The sequence below is a fragment of the Georgenia sp. 311 genome (assembly GCF_006151955.1).
Classification (GTDB): domain Bacteria; phylum Actinomycetota; class Actinomycetes; order Actinomycetales; family Actinomycetaceae; genus Oceanitalea; species Oceanitalea wutianyii.
This window is the reverse complement of record NZ_VDFS01000062.1, coordinates 40,942-55,167: the sequence shown is the minus strand read 5'-3', so window position 1 is coordinate 55,167 and position 14,226 is coordinate 40,942. Positions and strand designations below refer to the sequence as shown.

Here is a 14,226-nt window from a genome sequence, read left to right as displayed (position 1 = left end):
TGGGGCGGGGGCACGCGGCCCCCGCCCCACCGGCCGGCTCAGCGGACCTGGTTGAGCACCTGGGAGACGCCGGTCTCCCACGCGTCGGCCGGGTCGACGCCGTTGACCTCCACGGACAGCAGCGCCTGGACCATGGCGTTCTTCGCCACACCGTCGTACGGGCCGAGGATCTGCGTCGGCGCGTTCTGCGCCGACGTCGTGAACACCTGGCCGATCGGGGCGCCGTTGAAGTACTCGTCGGTCGTGTCCCCGACGAGCTCGATCGCGCCCGTGTTGGACGGGAAGTTGCCGACGTTGCTGAAGACGGCCGCCTGCTGCTCGGCGTCGGTGAGCCAGGCGATGAGCTCGGCGGCCTCCTCCTTGTTCTCGCTCGCCTCGGGGATGGCGAGGTAGGCACCGCCCCAGTTGCCGCCCTGGCCACCGGGGAGCGTGGTGATGTTCCACTGACCGCTGCCCGCGTCGCCGGCCTTGCCCTTGATGTAGCCGATCATCCAGGAGGGGCAGGCGATCGAGGCGAAGGTGCCGCTGCCGAACCCGCCGTCCCAGCTCGGGTCCACGAACTGCTCGAGCTTGGCGGTGAGCCCGCTCTGCCCGGCCCGGGCGGCGAGGTCGAACGCGTCGCGCAGCGCCTGGTTGCTCTCCAGGACGAGCTCGCCGCTCTCGTCGTGGTAGATCTGCTCCTCGGTGGAGACGATGGCGTTGTACAGGCCACCGGCGGAGTCGTGGAACGCGGTGCCCTCGGGGGCGCCGGCCTGGAACTCCTCGCCGAGGGTGATGAAGTCCTCCCACGAGCCGAGGCGGGCGGCGAGCTCGTCGGGCTCGGAGGGCAGGCCGGCCTCCTCGAACAGGTCGCTGCGGTAGCACAGGGCCATCGGGCCGATGTCGGTGCCCAGCCCGAGGACCTTGCCGTCGGCGGTCGTGGCGGCGTCGGCCTTCCAGTCGACGTAGTCCTCGACGCGCTCCCCGGCGGGGGTGTCGCGCAGGTCGGTCCACAGGTCGGCCTGGTTGGCGGTGACCTCGGAGATGCGGGCGACCTCGATCCCCTGGATGTCGGCCGTGCCGCTGCCCGAGTTCAGCTTGGTCTGCAGGGCGGGCCAGTACTTGTCCTCACCCTGGGTGGACTCGTACTGGATGAGGATGTCGGGGTTCTCCTCCATGTACTGCTCGAAGAGGCCGGACTCCTCGTAGCCGAAGGTGCCGAAGAGGGCGACGGTGATCGTCGTCCTGCCGTCGGTGCTCCCCCCGGCCCCTTCCGGCTCGTCGCTCGCGCTGTCACCGCACGCCGAGAGCGCGAGCGCCCCCGCGGTCAGCGCGGCGACGACGGATGCGGTCCTGGTCCGTCTGGTGTCCATGGTTCCTCCTACCCGGCGTCGTAGCCGGTTGGTTCGCGGGTCAGTTCGTCCTGAGCGCCCGGCCTCGTCCCCCCAGTTCCTCCTGGGGCCGACGAGATCGGCATGGTCGTTATGGAAGCGCTCCCATAGCGTCCACAGAAGGATGGGGCCGACGCCCGCCCCTGTCAACCCGGGTCCGCCCAGGAGCCCCCAACCGCCCCCACCCCTCCCCCGCGACAGCCGACTTCCGCACGACAGCCGACTTCCGCGCGACAGCGGACTTCCGCGCGACAGCCGACTTCCGCGCGACAGCCGACTTCCGCGCGACAGCCGACTTCCGCGCGAGAGCGGAGTTCCGCGCGACAGCCGACTTCCGCCGGGCGACGGGTGTGGGGTCAGGCGGAGGTGCGCGTGACGAGCTCGACGGCGAGGGTCGCCGACGTCGTCTGCCCGCCGTCGGCGAGGTCCATGAGCATGCGCGCCATGTGGCGGCCCATGACCTCCAGCGGCTGGCGCACGGTGGTGAGGGGCGGATCGGCGTCGGCGGCGAGCGGGACGTCGTCGAAGCCGACGACGGCGACGTCGTCGGGCACGCGGATCCGCCGGGCGCGCAGCGCACGGAGCGCGCCCACCGCCATGAGGTCGTTGGCGGCGAAGACGGCGTCGGGGCGCTCGCCGGACTCCAGCAGGCGCTCCATGGCGCGGTGCCCGCCGCTGATGGTGAAGTCGCCCTCGGTGACCGCGGTGGACGGCAGGTCGATCCCGTTCTCGGCGAGCTCGGCGCGGAAGCCGGCGAGGCGGTCGAGCGACGCCGTCATGTCGCACGGCCCGCAGACGGTGGCCGGGCGCAGGCTGCCCCGGGCGAGCAGCGCCTGCGCGGCGAGCCGCCCGCCGGTGACGTTGTCCGCGGTGACGTACGGGATGCCGACGCGCGGGTTCGCGGGGCGCCCGGCGAGCACGACGGGGACGCCGAGCCGGTGGACGCGCCCGGGGAGCGGGTCGTTGCCGTGGACGGAGAGGAACATCGCGCCGTCGACGTGCCCGCCCGCGGCGTACTCCTCGAGGCGGGTGCGGTCGTCGTCGTTGGCGACGACGACGAAGAGGAGCTGGCGGCGGCGCTCCGCCGCGGCCACCTGCGCGCCGCGCAGGACGCCGGCGAAGAACGGGTCGGCGAAGAACTTGTCGCCGCTCTCGGCGACGACGAACGCGAGGGCGTCGCTGCGGCGCGTGGCCAGCGACCGGGCCGCCTGGCGCGGGACGTAGGACAGGGCGGAGGCGGCCGTCCGCACGGCCTCGCGTGCGCGGTCACTCACCCGCGGGTCGCCGCTGAGCACCCGGCTGGCGGTGGCGCGCGAGACGCCTGCCCGCTCGGCGACCTCGTCGAGGGTCGCGCCGGCAGTGCGCTGCGGTGGCGTCACGGTGGCCCCCCTCTCCTGTTCCGGGTCACAGTATGCCCGCCCGCAACCTCATTTCTTCCATGGACGTTTCCACCCGGCAGTGGACGGCCCGTCCGTCACCTCGGCCTGCACCGGAGGGATGCGGGGTGTTCCATGGGCGCCGGGTGCTCCGTGCGCACGGTGTCGCTGGGGAGGTAGGGGACGTGGACTGGTTCGTCGCCGAGGGCTCGCAGGTCGCGCGGTTCGTCCTGCAGCGCGGTGTCGCGCTCGTGTACGCCGTCGCGTTCGTCGCCGTGCTGCGCCAGTTCCCGGCCCTGCTCGGTGAGCGCGGACTCCTGCCGGTCCCCCGGTTCACCGCCCGGGTCCCGCTGCGCGCCGCCCCCAGCCTGTTCCACCTGCGCTACTCCGACCGTCTGCTCCGCGCCGTCGCCCGGGTCGGCCTGGTGCTCGCGCTCGCCGTCGTCGTCGGGCTGCCGCAGCAGGGACCGCCGTGGCTGCCGATGCTCGTGTTCCTCGCCCTGTACGCGCTCTACCTGTCGGTGGTCAACGTCGGGCAGGTCTTCTACGGCTTCGGCTGGGAGTCGCTGCTGCTCGAGGCCGGTTTCCTGGCTGCCTTCCTCGGCTCGGACCGGACCGGAACGCCGCTGCTCACCCTTCTTGCCTTCCGCTGGCTGGTCTTCCGGCTGGAGCTCGGTGCCGGTCTCATCAAGCTGCGCGGCGACCCGGCCTGGCGGAACCTCACGGCCCTGGACCACCACCACGAGACCCAGCCGATGCCCGGCCCGCTGAGCTGGTTCTTCCACCGCCTGCCGTGGCCGCTGCACCGCGTCGAGGTGGTGGCCAACCACGTGACCCAGCTGATCGTGCCGTTCCTCCTCCTGGCCCCGCAGCCGGTCGCGACGTGGGCGGCGGGCGCCGTCGTCGTCACCCAGCTCTGGCTCGTCCTCTCGGGGAACTTCGCCTGGCTCAACTGGCTCACCATCGTCCTCGCGTTCTCGGCCGTGGACGACGACGTCCTCGCCGGGCTGGTCCCCTCGCTCACCCCGGAGCGGGCGACCGGTCCGACGCCGCTGTGGTTCACCGGGGCCGTCCTGGTGATGGCGGGGCTCGTCCTCGTCCTCAGCCGGCGGCCGGCCCGCAACCTCCTGTCGCGGCGACAGCGGATGAACGTCTCCTACAACCCCTTCCACCTCGTGGGGGCCTACGGCGCGTTCGGGTCGGTCACCCGCCGACGCGAGGAGATCGTCGTCGAGGCCACCCGTGAGGAGGACCCGGGCGAGGAGGACTGGGAGGAGTACGTCTTCCGCGGCAAGCCCGGCCCGCCGGGGCGCCGGCCGCGGCAGTACGCGCCCTACCACCTGCGGCTGGACTGGGGCATGTGGTTCCTCGGGCTGGGGTCCTCGGCGCAGCTCGCGTGGTTCCTCCCGTTCCTCGACCGTCTGCTCGAGGCCGACGCCGCCACCCTGCGGCTGCTGCGCCACGACCCGCTGGCCGGCGAGCGGCCGGTGTGGGTACGGGCGCGGGTGTTCCGCTACCGGTTCTCGACGTGGGAGGAGCTGCGGCGCGAGCGGGTGTGGTGGGTGCGCAGGGAGGTCGGCGAGATCATCGCGCCGCGGCGTCTGGGGCGAGCGCCCGGCGATGTCGGAGGGCGAGCCTAGAGTCGCGGCCACGCACCGAGGGAGGTGGTGGACGCCATGGGGACCGAGCAGCTGGACGGCGCGCCGCGGGTCAGCCGGGCCGGACGACGTCGAGGGCCCGGGCCAGCACGTCGGGCAGCGGCGGGCGCGGCACCGGGGTGCGCGCCCAGGCGCGCAGCGCGGCGAGGAACGCGCCGGCCAGGGCCGTCCCGAGGACCTCCGCGGTGAGGTCCTCCGTCCGCGAGCGCCGCAGGTACCCGGCGACCACCCGCCCCACGGCGGCCTGGCGGCGGGCGGCGGACTCCTCGAGCTCCTCGCCCACCCCCATCGGCTCGGCGTTCGCGAACGCGAGCGCGACCGGTCCGGGCTCGACGTCCGCGGCCACCCGGAGCAGGGCCGCCCGGACCTGGGCGACCGCGTCCCCGTCGGTCCCCGAGCCCGCGAGCGCCTCGGTGAGGTCCGCGACGGCGTCGTCCACGGACGTCCAGAGCAGGTCGCTCTTCGTCGGGATGTAGTTGAAGAAGGTGTTGCGGCTGACGCCCGCGCGCTCGGTGATGTCGGCCACGGAGGTGGCGGCGTAGCCCTTCTCGAGGAACAGCTCACAGGCCGCTTCGGCGAGCATCTCGCGGGAAGCGGAACGTGGCCGGCCGACGCGGCGCCCTTCTCGCACCCGACGATCCTACGGTCCGGGCATACCCGGCGCCGAGTTATTGTTGGACGCAGCCCAAGAACTCGACCGAACGGGACGTCATGGCTCAGCTCGGACCGCACACCCGCATCGCCGCCGCAGCTGCCCTCGCGGCGCTCGCGCTCGCCGCCTGCAGCGACGGGGGCACCGGCGCCGGGGAGGCCACCGGCGAGCCCGTCGAGGGCGGCACGCTCGTCTACGCCACCGGCGACGCCGAGCCCACCTGTCTCGACCCGCACGTCGGCGGCAACTACCCCCAGGCGCTCATCTCCACCCAGTACCTCGAGCCGCTCGTCGGCCGCGACGCCTCCGGGGAGATCCAGCCCTGGCTCGCCACCGACTGGGAGGTCAGCGAGGACGGCCTCACCTGGGACCTCACGCTCGCCGAGGGCATCACCTTCACCGACGGCACCCCGCTGGACGCCGAGGCGGTCAAGGTCAACATCGAGCACCTCCAGGACCCGGACACCGCCTCCTCGACCGGCTACCTCGCGGTCGAGAAGATCGCCGAGGTCGAGCCGGTGGACGCCGGCCACGTGCGCTTCCACCTGTCCGAGCCGGACTCCGCGCTCCTGGAGTCGCTGAGCACCCAGTGGACCGCGATCCAGTCGCCCGCGGGCATCGCCCGCGGCACCGACGAGAACTGCGCCGCCCCGATCGGGACCGGCCCGTTCGTCGTCACCGAGTGGGTGCCCCAGCAGCACGTCCTGCTCGAGCGCAACGAGGACTACGCCTCCCACGGTCCTGAGGCCGACCACGACGGTCCCGCCCACCTCGAGCGCATCGAGTGGCGCTTCCTGCCCGACCCCGCCACCCGCTGGGCGGCGTTGCAGTCCGGCGAGGTGCACGTCATCGACAACCCCGAGCCCGAGGCGGTCGTCACCGCGGAGGCCGCCGGCATCACCCACATCGACGCCCCGCGTCCCGGGTCGGTCAACCGGATCGAGCTCAACTCCTCCCAGGCGCCGTTCGACGACGTCCGCGTCCGGCAGGCGTTCGTCCTCTCCGCCGACGTCGACCCGGGCATCGAGGCGCTCTACCAGGGCGTCGCGACCCGCTCCCACTCCCCGCTGTCGAGCGTGGAGCCGATGGCCTACTCCGACCCCTCGCTGTTCGTCACCGACGTCGCGCAGGCCGAGCGGCTGCTCGACGAGGCCGGCTGGGACGAGGTCGACGACGAGGGCTACCGGGTCCGCGACGGCGAGCGCCTCACCGTCCGCCTCCCGGTGAGCACCAACCAGTCCGTGGCCGCCGAGCAGGCCCTCTTCGAGCAGATCCAGGCCAACACCCGCGCCGTCGGTTTCGACGTCGTCATCACCCCGCTCGACCTGTCGGCCTGGTACGGCGCCCTCGCCGCGCCCGAGGGCGGCGGGGAGAACGACTACGACGCCGTGAGCGCGCCGTACACGAAGGTCGGCCCCGACGTGCTGCGGATCCTCTACCACTCCGACGGCACCGTCCCCGCCCCGAGCGGCTACTTCGCCAACCTCTCCCAGGTCACCGACCCCGAGCTCGACGCCCTGCTCGACGAGGCGGCGCGGATCACCGACCCGGACGAGCGCGCCGAGCTCTACACCGAGGTCCAGCGCCGCGTCCTCGAGGGCTACTACATCCTGCCGCTGTACGACCAGCAGAACCACTTCCTCACCCGCGGCGTCGAGGGCGTCACCACCCTCGGCACGGTCTCCACGCCCACCTTCGTGGGCGCACGGCTCACCTCCTGAGGACCGGCCGATGAGCGTGCTGCGCTGGCTGCTGGGCCGGCTCGCGGCGGCCGCGCTGGTCGCCTGGGTGGTCGCCACCGTCGTGTTCTTCGCGCTGCGCGCGGCGGGCGGCGACCCCTCCGAGGCGATCCTCGGCGGGCCGGGCTCGCAGGCGAGCGAGGAGGCGGTGGCGCAGGTGCGCGCGGAGTACGCGCTCGACCAGCCGCTCCTCGTCCAGTACCTGCTCCAGCTCGCCCGGACGGTGACGTTCCGGCTCGGTGACTCCTACGCCCGGCGCCGGCCCGTCTCCGAGCTCATCGGGGACCAGCTCGGCGGCACGCTCGCCCTCGCCGCCCTCGGCCTGCTCCTCGCCTGGGTCATCGCCCTCGTCGTGGCCACCGCCGCCGTGCGGGCCCGCGGCCCGGTGGCCCGGCGGGCCGTCGGCGTGCTGCGCGGCGCGGAGGTCGTCGCCTCGGTGACCCCGCACTTCTGGCTCGGCGCGATGCTCATCGCCGTCGTCGCCGGCGGGCTGGGCTGGCTGCCGGCGACGAGCAGCGACAGCTCCCTGCGCTCCCTCCTGCTGCCCGCGCTCACCCTCGCCGTCCCCGTCGCCGGGTTCCTCGGCCAGGTCATGCGCGACGGGCTGGAGGAGGCGCACACCGCGCCCTTCGCGACGACGGCGCGCACCCGCGGCGCCGGGGAGGGCTCGGTGCTGTGGCGCCACTCGCTGCGCCACGCCGCCCTCCCGGCGATCGCGCTGTCCGGCTGGGCCTTCGGCTCGCTGCTCTCCGGCGCCGTCGTCGTCGAGACGCTGTTCGGGCGCCCGGGCCTCGGGCGCCTGCTCATCGACGCCACCCACTCCCGCGACGTCCCGCTCGTCATCGGCGTCGTCCTCGTCATCGCGCTGGGCTACGTCGTCGTCATGTCGGTCGCCGACGTGCTCGAGCGGCTCGTCGACCCGCGGCTGCGCGGCCGGCTCGAGGCCGTCCGGACGGCGCCGCACGGCGAGGTGGTCTCGTGAGCATCCGCGCCGTCACGCCGCTGCGCGAGGCCGCCGAACGGCTCGGCGCCACCCGCCTCGTGCGCTCACTCGGGCCCGGCGGGCTGGTGAGCGGCGCCGTCGTCCTCCTCGTCCTCCTCGCGGCGGTGTGGCCCGACCTCCTCGCCCCCGGCGACCCCACCGCCGTCGCGCCCGCGCGGGCCTACCTGCCACCCGGCGAGGGCGGGCTGCTCGGCACCGACGCCTCGGGTCGGGACGTGTGGACGCGCGTGGTCCACGGCGCGGGTCAGTCGCTCGGCGTGGGAGCCGCGGCGACGGCGATCGGCCTCGCCCTCGGCGTCGTCCTCGGGTTCGGTGCCGCGCTCGGCCCGCGCTGGCTCGACGGACTGCTCAGCCGGGTCATCGAGGTGCTCTTCGCGCTGCCCAGCCTCGTCCTCGCGCTCCTGCTCGTCGCCGTGCTGGGCGCGGGCGTGGGACCCTCCGTGCTCGCCGTCGGCGCCGCGACCGCCCCGGGGTACGCCCGGATCCTGCGCGCCCGGGCGCAGTCCGTCGCGCGCAGCCCGTACGTGGGGGCGGCGCGGCTCGAGGGCGTCGGGGCGCCGCGCGCGTTCGTCCGCCACGTCCTGCCGAACACCGTGTGGCCGCTCGTCGCGCTCGCCACGCTCGGCGTCGGGCAGGCGATCGTGTGGGTGTCGGCGCTCAGCTACCTCGGGCTCGGGGCGCTGCCGCCCTCACCGGAGTGGGGGGCGATGCTCAACGCCGGCCGCCTGCACATCACGACCTCCTGGTGGCTCACCGTGGCCCCGGGTCTCGCGATCACCGTGACCGCCGCGGCCCTCACCCTCCTCGGTCGGCGACTGAGCGCGGTGGCGCCGGCATGAGCCCCGTCCTCGACGTCGCCGGGCTCACCGTCGCCTTCCCCGGCGTGGGCCAGGTGCTGCGCGGGGTGGACCTGCGCCTGGAGGCGGGGCGCTGTCTCGCCGTCGTCGGCGAGTCCGGCGCCGGCAAGTCGGTGCTCGCGCGCAGCCTCGTCGGCCTCGCTGGGGAGGGCGGGGCGCCCGCACGGGTGTCGGCGACGCGGCTGCACGTCGCCGGGCAGGACCTCACCGCGGCCGGGGAGCGCCAGTGGCGGCGCCTGCGCGGGCAGGACGTCGGCTTCGTCCTCCAGGACGCGCTCCAGTCCCTCGACCCGCTGCGCACCGTCGGCGCCGAGGTCGGGGAGTCGCTGCGCCTGCAGGGGGTGTCCGCCCCGGAGCGACGCCGCCGGGTGCTCGATGCCCTCGTCCGCGCCGGCCTCGACGAGCCCGCCACCCGCGCCGCCCAGCGCTCCGGGGAGATGTCCGGCGGGATGCGCCAGCGCGCCCTCATCGCCTCCGCGATCGTCTCCGACCCGGCCCTGCTCGTCGCCGACGAGCCGACGACGGCGCTGGACGCCACCGTCGCGAGCGGCGTCCTCGACCTCCTCGCCGAGCTCCGCGACGCCGGGACCGCCGTCCTCCTCGTCACCCACGACCTCGGCGCGGTGGCGCGGCTGGCCGACGACGTCGTCGTGCTCGACGCGGGCCGGGTGGTGGAGTCCGGACCGGTGGACGAGGTCCTGCGCCGCCCGTCCCACGACGTCACCCGCGCCCTGCTGGCCGCGGTGCCGCGCGGGTCGCGGCCGGGGACGACTCCCCCCGGCGGGCAGGAGGTGCTGCGCGCCGGCGGGCTGACCCGGCGCTACCGGCTGCCCGGCGGTGGCGCCGTGGACGCCCTGGACGACGTCGACCTCCTCGTGCGGCGCGGCGAGGCGCTCGGGGTCGTCGGGGAGTCGGGCAGCGGGAAGTCGACCCTCGCGCGCATGCTCGTCGCTGCCGAGGAACCGGACGCGGGGCAGGTGGAGCTGCTCGGCGAGCCGTGGAGCGGTCTCCCCGAGCGCCGCCGACGGCCGCGGCGACACCTCGTGCGGCTCGTCCCGCAGGACCCACTCGCCTCCTTCGACCCGCGCTGGACGGCGGGCAAGGTGCTCACCGCGGCCGTGCGCGCCGCAGGGAGCGACCGCTCCCCCGCCGAGCTCCTCGAGCTCGTCCGGCTGCCGCAGGCGGTGCTCCACCGCCGGCCGCGCGCGATGTCCGGCGGGCAGCGGCAGCGGCTGGCGATCGCGCGTGCCCTGGCCGCCGACCCCGCCGTCCTCGTGCTCGACGAGCCGGTCTCCGCCCTCGACGTCACTGTGCAGGCCGCGATCCTCGACCTGCTCGTCGACCTCCAGGAGCGCACCGGCACCGCGCTCGTCCTCATCTCCCACGACCTCGCCGTCGTGCGGAGGGTGTGCCGGAGCGTCGCCGTCATGCAGGGCGGGCGGATCGTCGAGCAGGGTCCGGTCGAGGACGTGTGGGCCGCGCCGCAGGCACCGGTCACCCGGGCGCTGCTGGAGGCCGTGCACCCGCTCCCGTGACGCGAGGCCGGCCCGGTGCCGCACGGAACCTGCCACGAAGTGCCGTGGCAAGCCCTTCCCGGGGCGCCCGGCACAGCGTGTCGCCCGCGTGTCGCCGACTTGGTGGCAGGTTCGACGCGCGCCCGGACGCGAGAGCGGGGCCGCCCCCGGAGGGACGACCCCGCCCATGCCCGGACCGTGAGGCGTCAGCCGGTGTTCTGCAGGCCCGCGGCGATGCCGTTGACGGTGAGGAGGAGCAGGCGCCGGATCTCGGCGAGCTCCGCGTCGGGCCGCACGTCGGCGTCGGTACGCAGCGCACGCAGCGCCCGCAGCTGCAGCAGCGACAGCGCGTCGACGTAGGGGTTGCGCAGCTGGACCGCCCGGCCGAGCACCCGGCGCCCCTCGAGGGGGTAGGAGTGGCCGGTGATGCGCAGCACCCAGTCGGTGGTGAGGTCGAGCTCGTCCAGGACGAGCTGGGAGAGGTCCTCCCGGTCCGACAGCGCGAGGTACTGGCGCGCGATCCGTCGGTCGGTCTTCGCCAGCGACATCTCGACGTTGTCGATGAGCGTGTTGAACAGCGGCCACTCGCGGTAGGCGGTCTGCAGCGCCTCGAGGTCCCCGACCGCCTCGAGGGCGGAGCCGAGGCCGAACCAGCCGGTGAGGTTGATCCGCGCCTGGGTCCACGCGAACACCCACGGGATGGCGCGCAGGTCCTCGAGGGACTCCACCGACAGGCCGCGACGCGCGGGACGCGAGCCCAGCGGCAGCATGCCGACCTCCTCCTGCGGGGTCACCTGGGCGAACCAGGGGGCGAAGCCCTCGGCGTGGATGAGCTCGTAGAAGCGGGCGCGGGAGACCTCGTCCATCGTCGCGGCGAGGCCGGCGAAACGCTCGGCGGCCGCGGCGTTGCGCTTCTCCGTCGACGGGGCGCCGGCGAGCAGGGTGGCCGCGGCGACCTGGTCGATGTGCCGGGCCGCGATCGCGCGGTCGCCGTAGCGGGCGGTGATGACCTCGCCCTGCTCGGTGAGCTTGAACCGGCCGTCCACCGAGTGCGGCGGCTGCGCGAGGATCGCCCGGTTCGCGGGGCCACCGCCACGGCCGAGGGCGCCGCCCTTGCCGTGGAAGAGCGTGAGGTGGATGTCGTTGCGCTGCGCCCAGGCCGCGATCTCCTCCTGCGCGACGTACAGCGCGAGGTTCGCCGACACCGGCCCGACATCCTTGGCGGAGTCGGAGTAGCCGAGCATGACCTCGATGCGGCGTCCGGTCTGCGCGAGGCGCGCCTGCACCTGCGGCAGCTCGAGCATCTCCTCCAGGATCCGCGGCGCGGCCTGGAGGTCGTCGAAGGTCTCGAACAGGGGCACGACGTCGAGCACCGGCGCGGCCTCCGGCGAGCCGAGCGCGTGCTCGGCGAGGCGGTACACGGCGGCGAGGTCCTCGCTGCTGCGGGTGAAGGAGACCGTGTACCGGCGGCAGGCGTCGATCCCGTGCCGGCGCTGGATCGCGGCGATCGACCGGAAGGTCTCGAGGACCTCCTCGGGGTCGACGGCCGGCTCGGGCACCGACGTCGGGTCCTCGAGCCACGCGAGCGTCTGCGCGTGCACCTTGGAGTGCTGGCGGACCTCGAGCTCGGTGAGGTGGAACCCGAAGGACTCGGCCTGCCAGATGAGGTTCTGCAGGTCCCCGTGGGCCTTGCGGAAGGCACCGGCCCGGCGCAGGGAGTCCTGGACGACGCGCAGGTCCGAGAGGTACTCCTCCGGGCCGGTGTAGGCGAGGTCGGCGTCCCGCTCGCGGGTGGCGGCGAGGCGCGCGGCCGCGACGAGCATGACCCGGCGGTGCGGCTCACGCGGGGAGCGGGCCGCGACCTGGGCGGTGACCTCCTCGGAGAGCTGGCGCTGGGAGTTCCACAGCGCGCGGAGCTCCTCGGACGGCGGGGTGCCTGCCTCGTCGAGCGTCATCGCCAGCCCGATCCGGGCGGTCTCCCGCTCGAGGGCGGTGAGGACGTGCTCGGCCGCGATGGCCGCCGCCTGCCGGGTGACCTTGGCGGTGACGTTGGGGTTGCCGTCGCGGTCGGCACCGATCCAGCTGCCGAGCCGGACGAAGGGCGTGGCGCGCGGGGCGGCGTAGCCGCGCTCGTCGCCGAGGAGCCAGTCGTCGGTCTGGCGGTAGACCTGAGGGAGCACCTCGAAGAGGGTCTGCTCGAAGACCGACATCGCGGTGAAGACCTCGTCGACCGGCGAGGGCTTGGACTCGCGCAGGTGGGCCGTGCGCCACATCGTGTCGATCTCCGCGAGCAGCCGGCGCTCGATGCGCTGGCGGGCGTTGGCGCCCAGGCGCGGGTCGTCCGCCTCGGCGACGAGGTCGGAGATCCGGCGGATGGAGCCGGAGACGGCGCGGCGGCGGGCCTCGGTGGGGTGCGCGGTGAGGACGGGGTGGAACTCCAGCTCGCGCAGCCGGCGGGCGGCCTCCTCCTCGGAGGTCTCGGCGGCGAGCTGGGCGTAGGCGCCGGCGAGCGCGTCGGACCGCGGCTGAGCCTCCTCGCGGCCGCGCAGCGCGCGCACCCGGTGGTACTCCTCGGCGAGGTTGACGAGGTGGAAGTAGCAGGTGAACGCGCGGGCCACCTGCTCGGCGCGCTCCACGGTGAAGGAGTCGATGAGGGCCTGCGCCTCGGCCAGCAGGCCGTCGCCGTCGGTGTCGACGACGGCGCCGATCGCCAGCTCGCGCAACCGCTCGACGTCGGAGAGGAGATCCTCCCCGCCGTCCTCGCGCAGCACGCGACCGAGGAGGGCGCCGAGCAGGCGCACGTCCGCGCGCAGCGCCTCGGGCATGTCGAGTCGGGCGCTGCTGCGTGCTTCGTCCGGGGAAGAGCTTTGAATCATGGGGTCAGGTTAACGACCCGCCACCCCCGGCCGCCGTCACGTCCATCCCCTGTCCACGGCGCGTCGCGCCCCTCCCCCGCGACAGCCGACTTCCGAACGACAGCCGACTTCCGCGTGACAGTCGACTTCCGCACGGTCAGGGCGTGGCGAGATCCGCCAGCAGGCTGTGTTCCTCCTCCGCCGTCAGCCCGGAGCGGCGCCGGCGGTCGAGGCCCCGCTCGCGTTCGTCGTCGAGCACGCGCGCGATGGTGTCCGCGAGCGGACGGACGCTGCCGCCGGCGGCGAGGTAGGCGGCATTGCTGCGCTGCATCATCCCGCCCATGTCCGGCGGCAGCCACAGCGGCAGTGACCGTGGGCCGGCCCAGTGACGGACGCCGCGGGCGAGGAGCCACTCGTCCTCGGCAGGGACGCGGACGCCGTCGACGCCGGCGGCCGCGGCGATCTCGGCGAGCACGTCGGTGAGCGGGTGGCTGTGGCCGACGGCGTCGACGACGCCGCCCACGCCGCGCAGCCCGGCCGTGACGATCCACGCCGCGAGATCGGCGACGTCGATGACCTGGACGTGCCGTCCCGCCAGGGTCGGGGTGAGCACCTGGCCACCGCGCAGCAGGCGCGCGGGCCAGTAGCCGAAGCGGTCGCTGGGGTCGCCCGGGCCGACGATGAGGCCGGGGCGCACGACGTGGAGCCGCTCCCCGAGGGCAGCGGCGGTGGCGCGCTCGGCGGCCACCTTGGCCTGGGCGTAGTCCGTGAGGTCGACCGGGTCGACGACGGCGGCGCCCTCGTCCGCGCCCGGCGCGTCGTTGTCGCGGTAGACGGAGACGCTCGAGACGAGCGTCCAGTGGCGCGCCCGGCCGGCGAGGGCGGCGAGCGCCGACTCGACCGGCTCCGGCTCGTAGGCGAGCTCGACGACGTCGTCCCACTCGCCGTCGAGGTCCGCGTACGCGCCCGGTCGGGTGCGGTCCGCGACGACGAGTCGCGCGCCGTCGGGGACGGTGCCCGACACGCCGCGTGCCAGACAGACGACCTCGGCTCCCGCGGCGAGGGCGACGCGAGCGACCTCCCGGCCGAGCCAGGCGGTGCCGCCGAGGACCAGGACGCGTCTCACGCGCCCATCGAACACCGTCGACCGGCTACTGACGCCCGGACCAGCAGCGGAAGTCGGCTCTCGCGCGGAACTCCGC

General features: G+C 74.7%; 10 protein-coding genes. 5 read left to right on the top strand and 5 right to left on the bottom strand.

Annotated elements, in window-relative coordinates:
* Positions 1–38 precede the first annotated feature (38 nt).
* Together FHE66_RS13670 and FHE66_RS13665 are read right to left on the bottom strand one after the other, a co-directional pair.
* A complete protein-coding gene (locus tag FHE66_RS13670; RefSeq protein ID WP_139073529.1) occupies positions 39–1,352 on the bottom strand; it encodes an extracellular solute-binding protein in 1,314 nt (437 codons plus the stop codon).
* A 374-nt stretch (positions 1,353–1,726) separates the two neighbouring features.
* Positions 1,727–2,749: a LacI family DNA-binding transcriptional regulator gene (locus FHE66_RS13665; RefSeq protein WP_139073528.1), complete on the bottom strand. Its 1,023-nt coding sequence runs from the start codon at positions 2,747–2,749 to the stop codon at positions 1,727–1,729.
* A gap of 182 nt (positions 2,750–2,931) precedes the next feature.
* Between FHE66_RS13665 and FHE66_RS13660 the strand changes: the two genes are divergently transcribed.
* Complete coding sequence (locus FHE66_RS13660; RefSeq protein ID WP_139073527.1) at positions 2,932–4,386, top strand: lipase maturation factor family protein; 1,455 nt, start codon at positions 2,932–2,934, stop codon at positions 4,384–4,386.
* A 70-nt stretch (positions 4,387–4,456) separates the two neighbouring features.
* Here the strand turns inward: FHE66_RS13660 and FHE66_RS13655 are convergent, their stop codons facing one another.
* The gene (locus FHE66_RS13655) at positions 4,457–4,987 is read right to left on the bottom strand and encodes a TetR/AcrR family transcriptional regulator (protein WP_139947907.1); all 531 of its coding nucleotides are present in this window, start codon (positions 4,985–4,987) and stop codon (positions 4,457–4,459) included.
* Between the two features lie 128 nt (positions 4,988–5,115).
* On the opposite strand from FHE66_RS13655, the gene FHE66_RS13650 reads away from it, so the two are divergent.
* Genes FHE66_RS13650 through FHE66_RS13635 form a run of 4 tightly spaced genes read left to right on the top strand, consistent with a single transcriptional unit; the run spans position 5,116 to position 10,190 of the window.
* A complete protein-coding gene (locus FHE66_RS13650; protein ID WP_139073525.1) occupies positions 5,116–6,777 on the top strand; it encodes an ABC transporter substrate-binding protein in 1,662 nt (553 codons plus the stop codon).
* Positions 6,778–6,787: 10 nt separating this feature from the next.
* Complete coding sequence (locus tag FHE66_RS13645) at positions 6,788–7,777, top strand: ABC transporter permease (protein WP_139073524.1); 990 nt, start codon at positions 6,788–6,790, stop codon at positions 7,775–7,777.
* On the top strand, positions 7,774–8,637 hold the full coding sequence (locus tag FHE66_RS13640) for an ABC transporter permease (RefSeq protein ID WP_369692767.1): 864 nt from the start codon (positions 7,774–7,776) through the stop codon (positions 8,635–8,637). The genes FHE66_RS13645 and FHE66_RS13640 overlap by 4 nt, the downstream gene beginning before the upstream one ends.
* Positions 8,634–10,190 (top strand): ABC transporter ATP-binding protein, encoded by a 1,557-nt coding sequence (locus FHE66_RS13635; protein WP_139073523.1) that lies wholly within the window; start codon positions 8,634–8,636, stop codon positions 10,188–10,190. The genes FHE66_RS13640 and FHE66_RS13635 overlap by 4 nt, the downstream gene beginning before the upstream one ends.
* 185 nt (positions 10,191–10,375) lie before the next feature.
* Here FHE66_RS13635 and FHE66_RS13630 read toward each other — a convergent pair whose 3' ends face one another.
* Together FHE66_RS13630 and FHE66_RS13625 are read right to left on the bottom strand one after the other, a co-directional pair.
* A complete protein-coding gene (locus tag FHE66_RS13630; protein WP_230976529.1) occupies positions 10,376–13,045 on the bottom strand; it encodes a phosphoenolpyruvate carboxylase in 2,670 nt (889 codons plus the stop codon).
* Positions 13,046–13,181: 136 nt separating this feature from the next.
* The gene (locus FHE66_RS13625) at positions 13,182–14,150 is read right to left on the bottom strand and encodes a reductase (protein WP_139073522.1); all 969 of its coding nucleotides are present in this window, start codon (positions 14,148–14,150) and stop codon (positions 13,182–13,184) included.
* Between the last annotated feature and the right edge of the window lie 76 nt (positions 14,151–14,226).

Bases quoted from the DNA above. Each gene is read 5' to 3' on its own strand.
- FHE66_RS13670 (WP_139073529.1), bottom strand. From the start codon at position 1,352: ATGGACACCAGACGGACCAGGACCGCATCCGTCGTCGCCGCGCTGACC.
- FHE66_RS13655 (WP_139947907.1), bottom strand. From the start codon at position 4,987: ATGCTCGCCGAAGCGGCCTGTGAGCTGTTCCTCGAGAAGGGCTACGCC.
- FHE66_RS13650 (WP_139073525.1), top strand. From the start codon at position 5,116: ATGGCTCAGCTCGGACCGCACACCCGCATCGCCGCCGCAGCTGCCCTC.
- FHE66_RS13645 (WP_139073524.1), top strand. From the start codon at position 6,788: ATGAGCGTGCTGCGCTGGCTGCTGGGCCGGCTCGCGGCGGCCGCGCTG.
- FHE66_RS13635 (WP_139073523.1), top strand. From the start codon at position 8,634: ATGAGCCCCGTCCTCGACGTCGCCGGGCTCACCGTCGCCTTCCCCGGC.
- FHE66_RS13630 (WP_230976529.1), bottom strand. From the start codon at position 13,045: ATGATTCAAAGCTCTTCCCCGGACGAAGCACGCAGCAGCGCCCGACTC.